The sequence below is a fragment of the Pseudomonas simiae genome, assembly GCF_900111895.1.
Lineage (GTDB): Bacteria > Pseudomonadota > Gammaproteobacteria > Pseudomonadales > Pseudomonadaceae > Aquipseudomonas > Aquipseudomonas simiae.
The window spans coordinates 27,431-45,236 of record NZ_FOKB01000001.1 but is presented as its reverse complement, the minus strand read 5'-3'; the positions used below and the strand labels follow the sequence as shown (position 1 = coordinate 45,236).

At 58.3% G+C, this 17,806-nt stretch carries 18 protein-coding genes and 4 tRNA genes; 7 read left to right on the top strand and 15 right to left on the bottom strand.

From position 1 onward, the window contains the following. Positions 1-115: 115 nt before the first annotated feature. From flgE to BMZ57_RS00185, 6 genes are all read right to left on the bottom strand, one after another. Complete coding sequence (gene flgE, locus BMZ57_RS00210) at positions 116-1,426, bottom strand: flagellar hook protein FlgE (protein WP_010208349.1); 1,311 nt, start codon at positions 1,424-1,426, stop codon at positions 116-118. Between the two features lie 31 nt (positions 1,427-1,457). Further along, positions 1,458-2,183: a flagellar hook assembly protein FlgD gene (gene flgD, locus BMZ57_RS00205; RefSeq protein WP_010208348.1), complete on the bottom strand. Its 726-nt coding sequence runs from the start codon at positions 2,181-2,183 to the stop codon at positions 1,458-1,460. A gap of 16 nt (positions 2,184-2,199) precedes the next feature. Next, a complete protein-coding gene (flgC, locus tag BMZ57_RS00200) occupies positions 2,200-2,643 on the bottom strand; it encodes a flagellar basal body rod protein FlgC (RefSeq protein WP_010208347.1) in 444 nt (147 codons plus the stop codon). Positions 2,644-2,646: 3 nt separating this feature from the next. Continuing rightward, on the bottom strand, positions 2,647-3,054 hold the full coding sequence (gene flgB / locus BMZ57_RS00195) for a flagellar basal body rod protein FlgB (protein WP_010208346.1): 408 nt from the start codon (positions 3,052-3,054) through the stop codon (positions 2,647-2,649). Positions 3,055-3,361: 307 nt separating this feature from the next. After that, positions 3,362-4,189: a protein-glutamate O-methyltransferase CheR gene (cheR, locus tag BMZ57_RS00190; RefSeq protein ID WP_010208345.1), complete on the bottom strand. Its 828-nt coding sequence runs from the start codon at positions 4,187-4,189 to the stop codon at positions 3,362-3,364. A 44-nt stretch (positions 4,190-4,233) separates the two neighbouring features. Continuing rightward, positions 4,234-5,166, bottom strand: a complete 933-nt coding sequence (locus BMZ57_RS00185) for a chemotaxis protein CheV (RefSeq protein ID WP_010208344.1) — start codon at positions 5,164-5,166, stop codon at positions 4,234-4,236. Between the two features lie 92 nt (positions 5,167-5,258). Here BMZ57_RS00185 and flgA point away from each other — a divergent pair, with 92 nt between their 5' ends. The 4 genes from flgA to BMZ57_RS00165 all read left to right on the top strand — a co-directional run bounded on the left by flgA (position 5,259) and on the right by BMZ57_RS00165 (position 7,853). Continuing rightward, entirely contained in the window at positions 5,259-6,023 is a 765-nt protein-coding gene (flgA, locus tag BMZ57_RS00180; protein ID WP_069673255.1) for a flagellar basal body P-ring formation chaperone FlgA, read from the top strand. A 141-nt stretch (positions 6,024-6,164) separates the two neighbouring features. Continuing rightward, positions 6,165-6,488 carry a flagellar biosynthesis anti-sigma factor FlgM gene (gene flgM / locus BMZ57_RS00175; protein WP_010208340.1) on the top strand — a complete coding sequence of 108 codons (324 nt, stop codon included), beginning with the start codon at positions 6,165-6,167 and terminating at the stop codon, positions 6,486-6,488. Between the two features lie 48 nt (positions 6,489-6,536). Beyond that, a complete protein-coding gene (locus tag BMZ57_RS00170; RefSeq protein ID WP_010208339.1) occupies positions 6,537-7,007 on the top strand; it encodes a flagella synthesis protein FlgN in 471 nt (156 codons plus the stop codon). A gap of 96 nt (positions 7,008-7,103) precedes the next feature. Further along, positions 7,104-7,853: a flagellar brake protein gene (locus tag BMZ57_RS00165; RefSeq protein ID WP_069673256.1), complete on the top strand. Its 750-nt coding sequence runs from the start codon at positions 7,104-7,106 to the stop codon at positions 7,851-7,853. A 60-nt stretch (positions 7,854-7,913) separates the two neighbouring features. On the opposite strand, the gene BMZ57_RS00160 is transcribed toward BMZ57_RS00165, so the two are convergent. Continuing rightward, a complete protein-coding gene (locus tag BMZ57_RS00160) occupies positions 7,914-9,299 on the bottom strand; it encodes an MFS transporter (protein ID WP_069673257.1) in 1,386 nt (461 codons plus the stop codon). A gap of 282 nt (positions 9,300-9,581) precedes the next feature. Then, positions 9,582-9,658 (bottom strand) — tRNA-Arg (locus tag BMZ57_RS00155). Between the two features lie 325 nt (positions 9,659-9,983). Between BMZ57_RS00155 and BMZ57_RS00150 the strand changes: the two genes are divergently transcribed. The 3 genes from BMZ57_RS00150 to BMZ57_RS00140 all read left to right on the top strand — a co-directional run bounded on the left by BMZ57_RS00150 (position 9,984) and on the right by BMZ57_RS00140 (position 11,114). After that, positions 9,984-10,211: a hypothetical protein gene (locus tag BMZ57_RS00150; protein WP_010208335.1), complete on the top strand. Its 228-nt coding sequence runs from the start codon at positions 9,984-9,986 to the stop codon at positions 10,209-10,211. A 10-nt stretch (positions 10,212-10,221) separates the two neighbouring features. Further along, entirely contained in the window at positions 10,222-10,401 is a 180-nt protein-coding gene (locus tag BMZ57_RS00145) for a PA3371 family protein (RefSeq protein WP_021491470.1), read from the top strand. A 386-nt stretch (positions 10,402-10,787) separates the two neighbouring features. Next, the gene (locus BMZ57_RS00140) at positions 10,788-11,114 is read left to right on the top strand and encodes an Arc family DNA-binding protein (RefSeq protein WP_003175643.1); all 327 of its coding nucleotides are present in this window, start codon (positions 10,788-10,790) and stop codon (positions 11,112-11,114) included. A 102-nt stretch (positions 11,115-11,216) separates the two neighbouring features. On the opposite strand, the gene mgtE is transcribed toward BMZ57_RS00140, so the two are convergent. From mgtE to alaS, 7 genes are all read right to left on the bottom strand, one after another. Beyond that, positions 11,217-12,659, bottom strand: a complete 1,443-nt coding sequence (gene mgtE / locus BMZ57_RS00135) for a magnesium transporter (protein WP_010208332.1) — start codon at positions 12,657-12,659, stop codon at positions 11,217-11,219. Positions 12,660-12,999: 340 nt separating this feature from the next. Beyond that, positions 13,000-13,076, bottom strand: a tRNA-Arg gene (locus BMZ57_RS00130). A gap of 71 nt (positions 13,077-13,147) precedes the next feature. Beyond that, positions 13,148-13,224: transfer RNA gene (locus BMZ57_RS00125), tRNA-Arg, on the bottom strand. 108 nt (positions 13,225-13,332) lie between these two features. Next, positions 13,333-13,423, bottom strand: a tRNA-Ser gene (locus BMZ57_RS00120). A 62-nt stretch (positions 13,424-13,485) separates the two neighbouring features. Next, positions 13,486-13,674 (bottom strand): carbon storage regulator CsrA, encoded by a 189-nt coding sequence (gene csrA, locus BMZ57_RS00115; RefSeq protein ID WP_003175645.1) that lies wholly within the window; start codon positions 13,672-13,674, stop codon positions 13,486-13,488. 174 nt (positions 13,675-13,848) lie between these two features. Beyond that, complete coding sequence (locus BMZ57_RS00110; RefSeq protein ID WP_010208327.1) at positions 13,849-15,090, bottom strand: aspartate kinase; 1,242 nt, start codon at positions 15,088-15,090, stop codon at positions 13,849-13,851. Positions 15,091-15,185: 95 nt separating this feature from the next. Next, positions 15,186-17,804: an alanine--tRNA ligase gene (gene alaS / locus BMZ57_RS00105; RefSeq protein WP_021491469.1), complete on the bottom strand. Its 2,619-nt coding sequence runs from the start codon at positions 17,802-17,804 to the stop codon at positions 15,186-15,188. Between the last annotated feature and the right edge of the window lie 2 nt (positions 17,805-17,806).

Sequence of the window (17,806 nt, the reverse complement as noted above, 5' to 3'; positions counted from 1 at the left end):
TCCGGTAGTCGCGCGTCATCCCCTGACTACAGCAACGGTGGGAAAGGTCCTAAGGCCAAATGACACGCAAAAAAAAGCCCCTCTTTCGAGGGGCTTTCTATAGAGCGCTACCGCATCACGTCATCTGAATGATGGTCTGCATGATGGTGCTCTGGGTGGAGATGGTCTTGGCGTTCGCCTGATAGTTGCTCTGGGCCTTGATCAGGTCTACCAGCTCGTTGGTCAGGTTGACGTTGGAGTTCTCCAGGGAGTTGGCCACGATCGAACCCAGGGTGCCCGCTTGCGGGGTGTCGTAACCTGGCTGGCCCGAAGCGAAGGTCTCTCTCCAGGAGGTACCGCCGGCAGGCTGCAGGCCTTGTTCGTTGTTGAAGCTGGCCAGGGAGATCTGGCCGATGGCCTTGCTCTGCTGGTTGCTGAACGTTGCGAACAGTACGCCGTTGCCGTCGATTTTCAGGCCGGTGATCTGGCCGGTGGCATAGCCATCGGTGACCGGTGGGTTGCGGTAGGTGGCCGAGTTGTACTGGGTGATGTTGGCCATGTTGACCGCGATACCGGTCGGGTTGGCATTGGCGCCGTTGGCCTTCCACACACCATCAGTCACAGTTCCAGGGACCCAACCGGTGATGGTCAGGGTCTTGTCGGACACACCGCCGGTCACGACACTGGTCAGCTTGCCATTGCCATCAAAGGTCAGTGCCGACGGTACTGGCGGGGTCGACGGAGTGCCGGTTGGCGCCGAACCGTTAGGGTTGCGGCCATCGATCAGGGTGTAGGCGTTCCACTTGTTACCGTCGGTTTTCACCAGGTACTGCACCATCGGGTGCGCGTTACCCTGGGAGTCGTACAACGTGGTGCTGTACTGGGTGGTAAAGGTGCTGGTGTCGTTCGGGTTGAACGGCTTGGCCGTCTGGTCGATCACCGGCTCCGAGGAGTTCAGGTTACTGGTGGAATCTACCTTGGTGGACGCCTTGGGCGGCAGGTTCGACAGGTTCAGTTGCAGGTCGGTCAGGCCGCCTTTGATGATCTTGCCGTCCGCATCCGCCGCATAACCTTGCAGGCGCGAAGTCCCGGTGTTGTTGGTGATGTAGCCGTCTTTGTCGGCACGGAAGGCACCGCTACGGGTGTATTCCAGCGAACCGTCGCTGCCCTTCTGCACGAAGAAGCCGCCGCCCTGGATCGCCATGTCCAGGATACCGCCGCTACCATTGACGTCGCCCTGGGTGAACTGCTGGGACACGGCCGCCAGGTTCACACCGTTGCCGATGCTGTTCTGGCCGGTGCCCAGTTTGGAGGCGGCGTAAATGTCCGCGAACTCCGCACGGGACGACTTGAAGCCCGTGGTCGCCACGTTGGCGATGTTGTTGCCGGTCACGTCCAGTTGTTTGTTGGCCGCATAGAGCCCGCTAAGGCCGATATTAAAAGACATGTTTCTCTCCCTCTGCCGTATTTAGCCGGCTCTATGTACCGATAGTCTGAATTTGCGACAGCTTGACGCTGCCCATGCCGCCTGCCAGGTTCAGCAGCATTTCGCCGCCGGTCTTGCTCAAGGTCACGCTCGTTACCGTTGCCGGCAGCGAAGTGCTCAGGGCGACGGCATCACCCTTGTCGTTCTTGGTGGTGGCATTGAAGGTGTAGGTGCCCGCAGGAGCGACCTCACCCTTGTCGTTTTTGCCATCCCAGATAAAGCTCTGGGTACCGGCGCTCTGGGCCCCCATTTCGATGGTGCGCACCACATTGCCGTCTTTGTCAGTGATCTTGACGGAGACATTGCCGGTCGCCGCTGTGACATCCACCGATCCGGTCATGCTCTTGCTGGTATCAACCATGGCCTTGTCGGTCTGGATGATGATCGAGCGCCCGACCAGCGACGACGCCTGCAGCGCTTGCGACGAGCTGAAGTTGCTGGAGATCGCATTCACCGAATCATTCAGGGTGTTGATGCCTTCCAGGCTGCTGAACTGCGCCAGCTGGGCCACGAACGCGCCGTTGTCTTGCGGCGACAGCGGGTTCTGGTTTTTCAGTTGGGTGACCAACAGCTGCAAGAATGCATCCTTGCCCAGCGATTGTTTGCCCGTGGCCTTATTGGCAGCATCAGTGACGCTGCTGTTGTCCTGGGCAGTTTTGACCTTGGAATTGAAAAGGTCCTGGACTGGCGTGTTGTTACTCGTATCAACGATGGCCATTATTTGGCGCCCCTTATCACTGACCCAGGGTCAGGACCTTCTGCATCATGGTTTTGGCAGTGTTCATCATTTCCGCATTGGTCTGGAACGAGCGGCTGGCGGAAATCATGTCGGCCATTTCCTCGACCACGTTGACGTTCGGGTAATAGACATAACCCTTTTCGTTCGCGGCGGGATGGTTGGGTTCGTAGCGGGCTTCAAGGTTGCTCTGGTCTTCGACCACACCCAGCACTTGCACGCCGGAGCCTGCGGCCCCCTGGTCCTGGAACAACGAATCACTGCCACCTGCCTGGCCGCCCTGGAACATGGTGGCGAACACCGGGTGACGGGCGCGGTAAGTCTGGTCAATGCTCGAAGACACGGTCTCGGCGTTGGCGATGTTACTGGCGACGGTGTTCAAGCGCGTGGTCTGCGCGCTCATGCCACTGCCGGCAATATTGAAAACACTGGACAGGGACATGGCTTACTCTCCACGCAGGGCTGACATCAGCCCTTTGAATTTGCTGTTAAGCAGGGTGAAGCTGGCCTGGAAGTTCACCGAGTTCTCGGCGTAGGCCGATTGCTCCAGCTGCGCGTCGACGGTGTTCTGGTCGATCGACGGCTGCATCGGCGTGCGATACAGCAGCGACTCGTCACCATTGCTCAGGCCTTGCGCTTCGATATGACGGCTGTTGGTCATGTTCAAGGCGAAGGTGCCGTTCTTGGTCTTGTCCTGCTGTGCAGCGAGCACGGCGGAGAAGTCCAAATCCCGAGCCTTGTAGTTCGGGGTGTCGGCGTTGGCAATGTTGTTGGCCAGGACTTCGGCACGCTGGGCGCGGAAGCCCAGGGCTTGTTCGTGGATACCGAGCGCTTTATCGAAGCTGATGCTCATGGTGGAAACCTTTAAGGGCTGACCTGCTGTTCGTTAACTGGGTTATAGCAAGGTGCATGCCAATCTACTGAAGGCCAGTAAATCAAGGGCTTGAGGGGAGATTGCCGGGTGGCAATGCCAGAAAAGCGGCAAACGCTTTCCGCGTGGCGCCAGTAAAGCGGCAATGGGGGGTTGCCGCTATTGGGAGGGTTGCCGCAAAACAAATGTGGGAGCGGGCTTGCTCGCGAATGCGGTGGAGCAGTCAACTTATCTATGACTGACAGACCTTATTCGCGAGCAAGCCCGCTCCCACATTTAGGTTTGCGTACTATTTGGCCTGGTAAATGATCCCAGGGCTGCACTGCACCATCTGATAATGGTCCGGCAGACCATTTAGCGCTTCCGAAGCGCCGAGGAACAGATAGCCGCCGCGCTTGAGCGTGCCATGGATGCGCAGCAGGATGTCTTTCTTCACTTCGGCCGAGAAGTAGATCAGCACGTTGCGGCAGAACACCATGTCGAACTTGCCCAGGCTGGCGTAGCTGTCGAGCAGGTTGAACGAGCGAAACTCCACACGGTTCTTGATCGGCGCCTTGACCGCCCAACGCCCAGCCCCTTTCGGGTCGAAGTAACGTTGCAGGCGTTCCTGGGACAAACCACGGCCCAGGGCCAGGCTGTCGTACTCGCCGGTCTTGCAATTGGTGAGCATGGTGCCGGAGAGGTCGGTGGCGACGATTTGCGCTCCGGCCTTCAACTGGCCCATGTTAGTCCGCTCGAACTCATCGATGGACATCGAAATCGAGTAGGGCTCCTGCCCCGAAGAGCAGGCGGCCGACCAGATCCGCAGGCGCTGGCCCGGGCTGGCCTTGATAGCCTCCGGCAGCACTTTGTTCTTGAGCACTTCAAAGGGGTAGGTGTCACGAAACCACAGGGTTTCGTTGGTGGTCATGGCATCGACCACCATCTCCTTGAGCCCGCTGCGCGGCTGCCCCTGGATGCGCTGAACCAGCTCACCCAACGACTTGATGCCCTGCTGCTCCATCAGTTTGTTGAGACGGCTGGATACCAGGTACTGCTTGTTTTCACCGAGCAATATGCCACAGGCTTTTTCCAGGAAGACCCGGAACTGCTCGAAATCCAAATTACCCGTAGACAATGATACCGCCTCTTAAATCGTGTGACCGCCAGGGGAAATGCCCCCTAGCCGTGATCTGCTGCCTTGATCCGGTCGACTACCCGGGATGCCAGGTCATCAGGACGGAATTTGGCCAGGAAGTCATCGGCACCGACCTTCTTGACCATCGCCTGGTTGAATACCCCCGACAACGAAGTATGCAGGATGATGTGCAATTTTTGCATGCGTGGATCGTTGCGTATCTCGGCCGTGAGGGTGTAGCCGTCCATTTCCGGCATCTCGATGTCGGAGATCATCATCAAGAATTCTTCTTCCGGCTTCTTGCCGTCGTCCACCAGCTTGCGCAGGTAATCCAACGCTTGGCGACCGTCGTTGAGGGCCACTACCTCCACGCCGACGGTCTGCAGGCAACGGGTCACCTGTTTACGCGCCACCGAGGAGTCGTCCACCGTCAGCACCCGCAGGGAAACGGCCTTGTGCGCGGTTTCGGCGTCCACCACCCCCACGGAAATCGTTTCCGAGGTCGGCGCCACTTCGGCGAGGATCTTCTCCACGTCGATGATTTCCACCAACTGGTTATCCACCCGTGTCACCGCCGTGAGGTAGTGATCGCGACCGGTGCCCTTGGGCGGCGGATGGATCTCTTCCCAGTTCATGTTGACGATGCGCTCCACCGAGCGCACCAGAAAACCCTGGGTCTTGGTGTTGTACTCGGTAATGATAACGAACGGGCTCTCACGGTCCTGCAATCCTGCCGAACCCGTGGCCAGGGCCAGGTCAAGAATCGGGATCGTCGCACCACGGATGTTGGCAACGCCACACACCACCGGGCTGGACTTGGGCATGATCGTCAACTTGGGGCATTGCAGCACTTCCCGCACCTTGAACACGTTGATGCCATACAGCTGCTTGCCATCCAGGCGAAAAAGCAACAACTCCAGGCGATTCTGCCCTACCAGCTGTGTGCGCTGGTTTACTGAATCCATTACTCCTGCCATGCCTTGACTCCCACGCTGAACCTTTGGCCATACCTATAAGGGCAGTGACGCGCACCAACGCTAAACGGCACGGCCTTTGCTATTTATTGGTCATGGATATTAAAACGACAGTTTCCCGACGCCCCATCCTGACACGGTTTCGCAGATTGCTCTGCGCACCGCTGGTGTTGCTTGCCCTAGGCCTGGGCACTACGGCCCGTGCGGACAACGTCACCTTGCCTGATCTACTTATCGGCGTCACCCAAGGCTTTCTTGAGTTCACTGTAGAAGATTATCTGGCGACCACCCAGACACCGGGGCGTTATGAAATCCAGGTCAACCAACTGGACCCGCGCTTGCGCATGCCAAAGTGCGACAAGGAATTGACAGCCACCCTGGAAAGCCCCGCTCAGCCGATTGGCCGGGTGACGGTCAAGGTGCGCTGCGACGGCGCCTCGCCCTGGACGGTGTTCGTGCCGGCCCAGGTGAAGCTGTTCCGTGATGTAGTGGTGGTGGCTCGCCCACTCAAGCGCACCGGGATCATCGATCTTGAGGACGTTGTACTACGCGAACGCGACATCAGCATGATCAGCCAGGGCTACCTGACGTCCCTCGACCAGGCCATCGGGCAAAAATTGACCCGACCAGTGGTCACTGACCAAGTCATCACTCTGGTGCATCTTGAGCAAGCCGAGGTGATTCGCAAGGGCGACCAAGTGGTGATTTCCGCCAGCAGCGGTACGCTTCAAGTGAAGATGCCGGGGGAAGCGCTGTCCAACGGCGGCATGAGCGAACAGATTCGCGTCAAGAACCTCAACTCCAACCGCGTGATCAAAGCGCGGGTGACAGCCCCAGGGCAAGTCGAGGTCGCGTTATAGATTACTGGTACAGGACGCTGGGTTTTCCTACACTGTGCATGAGAAGTGCCGTGCGGAGATTTATTGTCATTCGCGCCTAAAGTTTGTCCGGGTATGGCCGAAAACATGGCAAGCGTCCAAATACCCAGAGGTTTTTTGATCATGGTCATCGATTTCAGTCGTTTAAATAACACCCCGACCACGTCGGCTCCTACGCGAGCTACTGGCACCAAGGACAGCGTAGAAGCCAAGGCCCAGCCACTGCCTGCCAAGGCGGAACAGGCCAGCGCCAGCCAGAGCGGGGAATCCGTACACCTGAGCAATGAGGCTCAACAGTTGCAGAAGGTCACTGACTCGCTGCGCGATCAACCGGTGGTCAATAAAGCCCGTGTGGCCGAATTGAAACAGGCAATCGCCGATGGCAGCTATCAAGTCGACAGCAACCGTGTAGCCAGCAAGCTGCTTAATTTCGAAGCCGAGCGCTAGGCAAAGGCCTGCGCCGGGCTTTTGGACGCTTAAACCCCAAGGCCAGCCATGCATCACGACGAAAATCTGCTTCAACTGATCATTGATGATCTAGCGCCGACACAACAGCTGCTCGAGCTGCTCAGGGAGGAATCCCTGGCCCTCTACGGCCGAGACATGCCCCTGTTGGAAGAAATCCTGGCGCGCAAGCAATCGCTGATTGTCCTGCTGGAACAGCACGGCAAGAAACGCAGCCAGATCCTGACCAGCCTGGGCCTGCCGGCAGACCATGACGGCCTGGCACAGTTGGCCAGCCACTCCACGGTTGGCGATCAATTGCTGGCCCAGAGCAAAGAACTCAATCAATTGCTCACCCAGTGCCAGGAAGCCAACCTGCTCAACGGTCAGTCGATCCAGCTTCAGCAAGCCACGACCGCCAACCAGTTGCGCATACTTCACGGCGGCGAGCCCCCGGCGCTTTACAACGCTCAAGGCTCCACCTCGCGTCTGGTCAAGCCAAGCACCCGCAGCCAAGCCTGACGCCGGATTACAGCGCGACCTATCCAAGGCGCGCCACATACTGGCAAAATGCCCGCTCTTGCGTGTAGTCGTATTTTGTCTGGAGATGGAAGAACCGTGTTCAACGCCCTTAATGCGGAAGATGCTCCGCAGCCACCCAAGGTCCTCACCACCCCTCTGGAAATCGCCAGCACTTTGCGGATGCTGCAAGACAGCCATGACCCGCTGATCATCACCTTCCATGAACGCAGCCAGCGCTTCCAGAGCTACCTGGTGGACGTCAATCGGGACAGCGGCACCCTGGCCTTGGATGAAATGATCCCCCGTGACGGCGAACGCTACCTGGAAAACGGTGAACCCTTCCGCATCGAAGGCTTCCACGAGGGTGTACGCGTTGCCTGGGAAAGCAACGGCAGCCTGAGCATCAGCGAAAAGGACGGCCACCGCATCTACACCGGCAGCCTGCCCGACGAAGTGGTCTACCATCAGCGCCGCAATGCCTTCCGCGCCGCCTTGAAGCTGGCACAACTGGTCAACATCGAGCTGGGTGGCGAGAAGCTCAAGGCGCCTATCAGCGGCAAGCTGCTGGATATTTCCGCCACTGGCTGCAAATTGCGCTTTGAAGGGGATATCTCCGAGCGACTGCAACTGGGCCAGGTCTATGACCGTTTTATCGCCGCCCTGCCCTTTGGCAGCATGACCACCGCTGTCGAACTGCGTTACCTGCATTTCGAAGAGAAGATCAACACGACCTTCGCCGGCGTGCGCTTCCACAACATGAGCGGCTTGGTGCAGCGCCAAGTCGAGCGGTTCGTGTACCAACTGCAACGCGAAGCACGTCGCTTCGACAAAGACGACGATTTTTAACACTTAACGATCGCGGCAAAAAAAACGGGCAGATCCTGATGGGATCTGCCCGTTTTGCATTCAGGGGCGCGCCCTGCTCAAGTCGTGAGGATGCTCGTCTGGCCCCACAGGCTCAGGCGGCCCGACAAAGGGTGGCTCCTCCACTTCTGGGGCCGGCTCGGCTTCCGGCTCAGGTTCCGGGACCGGAGTTTGCATTTGCTCCTGCACCACCGCCTCATCCACCCGCGGATCAAGTGCCGCTACCAACGGCGAGCTGGACATGCTGTCGGGCATCGCCACGTGGTGCAACGGTGCATCGTCCACCTGATGCAGGTTGGTCACCGCTTTGGGCCGAATACGCCACACCAGGATCAACGCACACAGGCTGAAAAACGCATACAGCATCTGGCTGCCGAACAGCTTCATCACCACACCGGCGAGCAACGGCCCGATACTGGCGCCGACGCCGTAGGTCACCAGCAGCATGGCCGTGAGCGATACACGGCGATCACCTTCCACATGGTCGTTGGAGAACGCTACCGCCAGCGGATAAAGACAGAACTGCACCAGGGAGCAGACGAAGCCCGCGACAAACAGCACTTCCAGCGGCACCTGGGTCAATATCGCCAGCGGCAACGCCGCCACTGCAAGGCACAGGGCAAAGCAGCGGATCAGCAGCGCGCGATCATAGCGGTCCGACAGCCAGCCCAATGGCCACTGCACCACCAGCCCGGCAAAAATGCAGCTACCCATGAACAGGCCCACTTGCTCGGTGGTCAAGCCCTGTTGAGAAGCGTACAGCGGCGCCAGACCGTAGAACGAACCGACGATCAACCCCGCCCCAAGCACAGTACTCAGCGACTGCGGCACGCGCTTGATAAAGAAGCGCGGCTCCATCGGCGCAGGATGCAGAGGCGCCGGGTGAATCCGTCGCGTCATGGCCACCGGCACCAGGCACAGGGCAAAGCACAGCGCGACCAGCATCAGCAATTCAAGACCGAGCTGAGGGTGCATGACCAGGATCAGTTGGCCGAGCACCAGGCCCAAGTAGGACGCGATCATATAGCCGCTGAACACCACACCACGCTGCTTGGCGTCGGCCTGCTCATTGAGCCAGCTCTCGATGACCATGTACTGGCACATCATGCCCAGGCCCACGATTATCCGCAGCACGATCCAGGCCGGCAGCCAGTCGACCAGGCCGTGGCCCAACACCGCCGCGCCGACGATCCCGGCACAGGTGGCGTAAGCACGAATATGCCCGACCCGGGCAATCAGGCGGTGCCCGATCTTGCCGCCCAGGACCAGGCCAAAATAGTTGGCCGCCATCAGCGCACCGACCCACAGGCTGTCGACGTGGTCGGCCGCCAGGCGCAATGCCAGATAAGTACTGAGCAGGCCGGAGCCGATCAGCATCATCAAGGAGGCGAAATAAAGGGCTCGAAAAGATTTCCAGATCTGGCGCATCGGCGTTCCGAGCGGCTCCTTGCGGTGAGAGACAGGGCTATCGGCATGATAGTCCGGGGTGACTGGGTCCGGACAGGCGGTAGGCGCTGTTTCCGGGGATTATTTTGCTTAAAGACTCAGACGCTGTCCGGCTGCTCGCGGGATACACAGATTGCTATAAATACACGATGCCAGTGGTGTGAACCCAGAACCCAGGCAAGGTTCGACTCATCTTCGGAAAGCGCCCACAAAAAAGCCCCGCCAGAAGGAACTGTGCGGGGCCTTGTATCTGGTGTCCCAATGTGGTGTCCCAGGGCCGGTTCGAACGGCCAACCTTCCCCTTAGGAGGGGGATGCTCTATCCAATTGAGCTACTGGGACAAATGACAGCCGTCGTGCTGTGAGTGTGGCGACGGACGGCGTGCATGTTAACGGCCGAGGTGGGTTTTGTCATGTCGTCCGTGGGCTTTTTGAGTGTAGGCCGATAACTGCCTGATTAATCGTGAATCGGCCCCGGAAACACGGGCCCTTGAACCTATCGTGCAAAATGCACTCCACCAAAACGCCACCATTGCAAATTGCAACCTTTCAGGGCTTTAAAGTAGACTCAACTATCTGATTTTATTGAGTTATTAGATTGGCACGACACCTGCAACAGTTCTCCTACAAACCCAATAAGCCACGGCGTTAAGCGGAGAACATGACCATGAACAGTGCCCTTCTGTTAGCCCTCAACACCGTAGCCTTGGCTGCATTGCTGATGTTTCATTTTCAATCGACAGGCAGCAACGATCCCGCACAGATCAGCCAGGCAGTGCCCCATCACTTGCAACAACGCCCGCAACTGGCGGTGATGACACCGACTGCGCAATCGCCTGTACGCCTGACCCAAGACACTCAGTCCGCACCCGCTTCTGAACACTGGGTTTTCTGAGGAACCTCTGATGAACAAATTTGCCTGGCTGTTTTTGTGCCTGACCGCCGTAACAGGCATTCTGGGCTTGAACGCCGAACCCTCAGACAGCCAAACGACGGCCTTCATTGCCAGCGGCGTGTTCGCCAGCCTATCGCTGCTCACCTTGATCATGGGTCGACGCATCAAATTCGATCCAGTCCTGCGCTAACGCCCTGCCCCTCCCCCTACCTTATGTCGCCTCAGCCTCGCTAATCGGCAAATTGCCACTAGTCTTAAAGTTAAGGGCAAAAGGCCACTTTGCTATAGGATGTGCGGCCTCAAACCCTGTGGTGGCATGGACTTACGGGAAGTTCCCGTGAAGCTTCACGGGTGGCAAAGTTTTCCAACCAGTCCGCAAAAATGCAAATGAGTGCTGGCATAAAGCCTTTAGGCAGTTCAATATTTGTCACAGAATTGACGCCAAGGAAATGTCAAATCTGAGGCATGATGCGGCCTCTTTGCAATTCAGGTTGAACTTTGGTCGTGAGCCTTGTCTTAACACTCATCTTGCGGCCAATTCCAAAAACCGCTCCCCTGAACTAACCGGTTAAATATATGCGCCCATTGAAACAGGCAATTTATTCCAGCCGTACGGCTGACAAGTTCGTCGTACGTCTGCCAGACGGAATGCGGGAACGCATTGCCGAGGTGGCTCGCAATCATCACCGCAGCATGAACTCCGAAATCATCGCGCGCCTGGAACAAAGCCTCATTCAGGAAGGTGCGCTGGGCGACGAGTTGAGCATGCGCCTGGACAGCCCCGAGCTGTCGCTGCACGAACGCGAACTGCTGCAGCGTTTTCGTCAGCTCTCCCACCGCCAGCAAAATGCTCTCGTCTCGCTTATCGCGCACGACGTTGAGGCGGCCGCAGAAGCCAATTGATTTGCAACTGAAAGCCGAAGCCAGCCATGTGCTGGCTTTTTTTTGCATGCCATTCGGGAAAAGGGTGTGAAGCGGGGGCAGATTTGCCCCCGCTGGATGGAATCAGAGCAGGAAGATCGTTGCCAAGCCGAGGAAGATGAAGAAGCCACCACTGTCGGTCATGGCCGTGATCATCACACTGGCGCCCATTGCCGGGTCGCGTCCAAGGCGGGCCAGGGTCATCGGGATTAACACCCCCATCAGCGCGGCCAACAGCAGGTTGAGGGTCATGGCGGCGGTCATCACCACGCCGAGCGACCAACTGCCATACAGCAAGTAGGCCACCACACCGATCACGCCACCCCACACCAGGCCGTTGATCAGGCCGACCGCCAACTCTTTGCGCAGCAGGCGCGACGAGTTCGCCGTACTCACTTGGTCCAGCGCCATGGCACGCACAATCATGGTAATCGTCTGGTTACCCGAGTTGCCGCCGATCCCGGCCACAATCGGCATGAGCGCTGCGAGCGCCACCAGCTTCTCGATCGAACCTTCGAACAGTCCAATAACCCGCGACGCGATGAAGGCAGTGATCAGGTTAATGGCCAGCCACGCCCAACGGTTATGCAGGGAACGCCAAACCGAGGCAAAAATATCTTCCTCTTCACGCAAACCTGCCATGTTGAGGACTTCGGTCTCACTCTCTTCACGAATCAGGTCGACCATTTCATCGATGGTCAAACGACCGATCAGCTTGCCGTTCTTGTCCACCACCGGCGCCGAGATCAAGTCATAACGCTCAAACGCCTGAGCAGCCTCGTACGCGTCTTCATCCGGATGGAAACTCACCGGGTCGCTGGCCATGACGTCGGCCACTTTCTTCTCAGGGTCGTTGACCAGCAGGCGCTTGATCGGCAACACGCCTTTGAGAATGCCTTCGTAATCGACCACGAACAGCTTGTCGGTATGACCCGGCAACTCTTTGAGACGACGCAGGTAACGCAAGACCACTTCCAAACTGACGTCTTCGCGGATGGTGACCATCTCGAAGTCCATCAGGGCGCCGACCTGGTCCTCGTCGTAGGACAACGCGGAGCGCACACGCTCACGCTGCTGGCCATCGAGGGCTTCCATCAGCTCATGGACAACATCACGGGGCAGTTCGGGGGCCAGGTCAGCCAGTTCGTCGGCGTCCATCTCCCTGGCCGCCGCCAAGAGCTCGTGATCGTCCATGTCGGCGATCAGGGTTTCACGGACCGAGTCGGATACTTCGAGCAGGATGTCGCCGTCGCGGTCGGCCTTGACCAACTGCCAGAGGGTCAGTCGATCGTCCAGCGGCAAGGCTTCGAGAATGTAGGCGACGTCGGCGGAGTGCAGGTCGTCGAGCTTGCGTTGCAGCTCAACGAGGTTTTGCCGGTGAACCAGGTTTTCGACCAGGTTGTTGTTCGGGCCATCCTGGCGATGCGTAAGGTCTTCGACCACACGCTGGCGCTGCAGCAGCTCGATGACTTGAGCCAGGCGATCCTGCAGGCTTTCTTGTGTTTTCTTTACTTCTACTTCGGTCATAGGCGAACTCCACTCCCAGCAGCGGGGCACGCCGGAAGGATCAATCAGTCAATTCATGATTGGTAAAACGGGGTACTGAGTAACTACTGGGTAAGTCCATGGAGGCATTCCACAAGCCCCGGCGGGGCTGACGGGCGCAATGATACACCGCCCGGCCACTTTAAACGTCAAAAAACTGGAAAGAACAAGCGCTTGCGAGCCAAAGCTGAGCATTGGCTGCATCTATGAACTGCGACGACGCAGTGCGGAAGGAAAACACATGGAGGCGAGAGAAAAACGAAAAATCCTACACAAACCCCAGACGGCAAAAAGCCCGCACTAGGCGGGCTTTTTGTTTGTATGGTGCACTCGACAGGATTCGAACCTGTGACCGCTCGGTTCGTAGCCGAGTACTCTATCCAGCTGAGCTACGAGTGCAGATTGTGTTTTTAGACCAGATCACAACTGGTTGTAACCGAATCACCTGCATGCTGCAACTGACTCTTAAATGGTGCACTCGACAGGATTCGAACCTGTGACCGCTCGGTTCGTAGCCGAGTACTCTATCCAGCTGAGCTACGAGTGCATTTGTTGCCGCGCATTATAGGCCGTTCAATCTCTATGTAAAGCTATTTTTTCGTTTAGTTTCAACAACTTACCGAAAAAACCAGATTGCAACGTACTAAGCAAATAATGGCGGAGAACGGGGGATTCGAACCCCCGACACCCTTTTGAGGTGTACTCCCTTAGCAGGGGAGCGCCTTCGGCCACTCGGCCAGCTCTCCGCAACACGGGGCGTATATTAACCACGTTCATCCCCGTTTGCAAACATAAAAAACGATAAAAATTAAAGGCTTGGTTCTTCGTCCTTCTCTTTCTTGATCCGCAGGTAGATTTCCTCGCGGTGTACCGCCACCTCTTTCGGAGCGTTAACCCCGATACGCACTTGATTGCCTTTGACGCCGAGCACGGTCACGGTGATTTCGCCATCACCGATAATCAGGCTTTCTGCGCAACGACGAGTCAGAATCAGCATACCTTTCTCCTCACGCATTTCAGTTCAGGAACAACAGTCTGCAAAAAAAAGGCCTTCGACCTACAACCCAAAGGCCATAGTCCTACCGCCTAAGTATTGTCGAGCGCACGCAAAAGAACATGCGCCCTACAAAAAAAGGAAAGGCGCGGTAAACCGCGCCTTTCTGGCACTTCGTCACTCGCCCTGTCGGGCCGGAGCGTCCAGCTCAAAAGCGGTATGCAGCGCGCGTACAGCCAGTTCCAGGTACTTCTCTTCAATCACCACCGAGACCTTGATTTCCGAAGTGGAGATCATCTGGATGTTGATGCTTTCCTTGGCCAGGGCTTCGAACATACGGCTGGCAACGCCGGCATGGGAACGCATGCCCACACCCACGATCGACACCTTGGCAATCTTGGTATCGCCGACCACTTCACGGGCGCCGATTTCCTTCGCCGTGTTCTGCAGGATCCGCTCCGCCGCATCGTACTCGTTGCGGTGCACGGTGAAGGTGAAATCGGTGGTGTTATCGTGCGAAACGTTCTGCACGATCATGTCGACTTCAATGTTCGCGCCGCTGATCGGGCCCAGGATCTTGAACGCCACGCCCGGGGTGTCCGGCACGCCACGGATAGTCAGCTTGGCTTCATCACGGTTGAAAGCGATACCGGAAATGATCGGCTGTTCCATGGATTCCTCTTCATCAATAGTAATGAGGGTGCCCGGACCCTCTTTGAAGCTGTGCAATACGCGCAGCGGAACGTTGTACTTGCCGGCGAATTCCACCGCACGGATCTGCAAAACCTTGGAACCGAGGCTGGCCATTTCCAGCATCTCTTCAAAGGTGATCTTGTCCAGGCGCTGAGCCACGGACACCACACGCGGGTCAGTGGTGTAGACACCGTCCACATCGGTGTAGATCTGGCATTCATCGGCCTTGAGCGCCGCTGCCAGCGCCACGCCGGTGGTGTCCGAACCGCCACGGCCGAGGGTGGTGATGTTGCCCTGCTCGTCCACACCCTGGAAGCCCGCTACCACTACCACGCGACCGGCTTTCAGATCCGTACGGATTTTCTGATCGTCGATCTGCAGAATGCGCGCCTTGGTATGCGCGCTGTCGGTAAGGATGCGTACCTGGCTGCCAGTGTAGGACACCGCCGGCACACCGCGCTTGTTCAGCGCCATGGCCAGCAAGGCGATGGTCACCTGCTCGCCGGTGGACACGATCACGTCCAGCTCACGCGGGAGCGGCTGTTGATCACCACTGATTGCCTTGGCCAGATCGATCAGGCGATTGGTCTCGCCGCTCATCGCCGACAGCACCACCACCAGGTCGTCGCCGGCATCGCGGAATTTCTTAACCTTGTCGGCCACCTGCTCGATTCTTTCGACAGAGCCGACCGAGGTGCCTCCAAATTTCTGTACGATCAAAGCCATTTCTAAGCCGCCTCAGCCCGTAAAGGGGCGCCTAATATTCAATCAACCAGCACCGAACAGGCCCGTGACTAGATCACGGGCCGGTTAACAATGCCTTAAATACCTGCCTCGACAAATGGCACGGTCAGGGCCAGGGCTGCGTCCAGGGCACCGGCGTCGACACCACCGCCTTGCGCCATGTCCGGACGACCACCGCCCTTCCCGCCCACTGCCGCGGCGGCTTGCTTCATCAAATCACCGGCCTTGAGTTGGCCAGTCAGGTCCTTGGTTACGCCGGCAACCAGAACGACCTTATCCTCATGGACACCGCCGAGCAGGATCACTGCGCGGCCGAGCTTGTTCTTCAACTGATCGACCAAAGCCAACAGCGCCTTGCCGTCCTGACCGTCCAGGCGTGCAGCCAGGACTTTCACATCCTTGACGTCCACCGCAGAAGCCGACAGATCGTCGCCTGCCGCGCTGGCCGCCTTGGCTTGCAACTGCTCCAGCTGTTTCTCCAGCGCGCGGTTGCGCTCCAGCACAGCGGACAGTTTGTCGATCAGGTTGTCGCGGCTGCCCTTGACCAGGCTGGCCGCTTCCTTGAGTTGTTCTTCAGCCGCATTGAGGTAGGCCAGGGCCGCAGCGCCGGTGACTGCCTCGATACGACGCACACCGGACGCCACGCCACCTTCGCTGATGATCTTCAGCAGGGCGATGTCGCCGGTACGGTTGGCGTGGATACCGCCACACAGTTCTACCGAGAAATCGCCGCCCATGCTCAATACGCGCACGCTGTCGCCGTACTTCTCGCCGAACAGCGCCATGGCGCCCTTGGCCTTGGCGGTCTCGATATCGGTTTCTTCGGTTTCGACTGCAGTGTTCTTGCGAATCTCGGCGTTGACGATGTCTTCCAGGGCCTTGATCTGCTCCGGCTTGATCGCTTCAAAGTGGCTGAAGTCGAAGCGCAGGCGCTGGCTGTCGACCAACGACCCTTTCTGCTGGACGTGCTCGCCCAGTACCTGGCGCAGCGCGGCGTGCAGCAAGTGCGTGGCCGAATGGTTCAGCGAGGTGGCGTGGCGCACATCGGCGTCCACTTGCGCCTCGACCGGCGAACCGACGGTCAGGCTGCCCGACGCCAACACACCGTGGTGCAGGAACGCGCCGCCCGTCTTGGTGGTGTCGCGTACGTCAAAACGTCCGGACGAGGCTTCAAGGAAACCGCAGTCGCCGATCTGGCCACCGGACTCGGCGTAGAACGGCGTCTGGTCCAGAACCACCACGCCGTCATCCCCTTCGTTCAATACGTCGACCGACTGGCCTTCCTTATAGAGAGCAACCACTTTGGCCGCACCACGGGTGGCCTTGTAGCCGGTGAATTCGGTGGCCACGTCAACCTTGACCAGGCTGTTGTAGTCCATGCCGAACGAGCTGGCCGAACGTGCGCGCACACGCTGGGCTTCCATCTCGCGTTCGAAACCTTCCTCGTCGAGGGTCAGGTTGCGCTCACGGGCGATGTCGCCGGTCAAGTCCATCGGGAAACCGTAGGTGTCGTAGAGCTTGAACACTACGTCGCCCGGCACGACGGAGCCTTGCAGGTTGGCAAGGTCCTGCTCAAGGATCTTCAGGCCCTGTTCCAGGGTCTTGGCGAACTGCTCTTCTTCAGCTTTGAGCACGCGCTCGATATGCGCCTGGTTCTGCTTGAGTTCCGGGAAGGCTTCGCCCATCTCGGCCACCAGGGCCGCGACGATCTGATAGAAGAAGCTGCCGTTGGCACCCAGCTTGTTACCGTGACGGCAAGCACGACGGATGATGCGACGCAGCACATAGCCACGGCCTTCGTTGGACGGCAGCACGCCGTCGGCAATCAGGAAGCCGCAGGACCGGATATGGTCAGCCACGACTTTCAGCGAGGCCTGGTCTTCATTGGTGCAACCAATGGCCTTGGCCGCCGCGGCCAGCAGGCTTTGGAACAGGTCGATCTCGTAGTTGGAATGCACGTGCTGCATCACCGCACTGATCCGCTCCAGGCCCATACCGGTATCCACCGACGGCGCTGGCAACGGATGCAACACGCCGTCGGCGGTGCGGTTGAACTGCATGAACACGTTGTTCCAGATCTCGATGTAACGGTCGCCGTCCTCCTCTGGCGAGCCCGGTGGGCCGCCCCAGATGTCGGCGCCGTGGTCGTAGAAGATCTCGGTGCAAGGGCCGCACGGGCCGGTATCGCCCATGGTCCAGAAGTTGTCGGAGGCGTATGGAGCGCCTTTGTTGTCACCGATGCGCACCATGCGCTCAGCCGGCACGCCGACTTCTTTGGTCCAAATGTCGTAGGCCTCGTCATCGCTGGCGTAGACGGTAACCCAGAGTTTTTCCTTGGGCAGCTTCAGCACGCCGGTGAGGAAGGTCCAGGCGAAGTTGATCGCGTCTTGCTTGAAATAATCGCCAAAGCTGAAGTTGCCGAGCATTTCGAAAAAAGTGTGGTGACGGGCGGTGTAGCCGACGTTTTCCAGGTCGTTGTGCTTGCCACCGGCGCGGACGCATTTCTGGCTGCTGACGGCGCGGGTGTACGCGCGCTTTTCCTGGCCCAGGAAGCAGTCCTTGAACTGGTTCATCCCCGCGTTGGTGAACAGCAGGGTTGGGTCATTGCCTGGGATCAAGGAGCTGGAGGCGACACGGGTGTGACCTTGCTCTTCGAAGAAGCGAAGGAAGGCTTCACGGATTTCTGCGCTTTTCATTA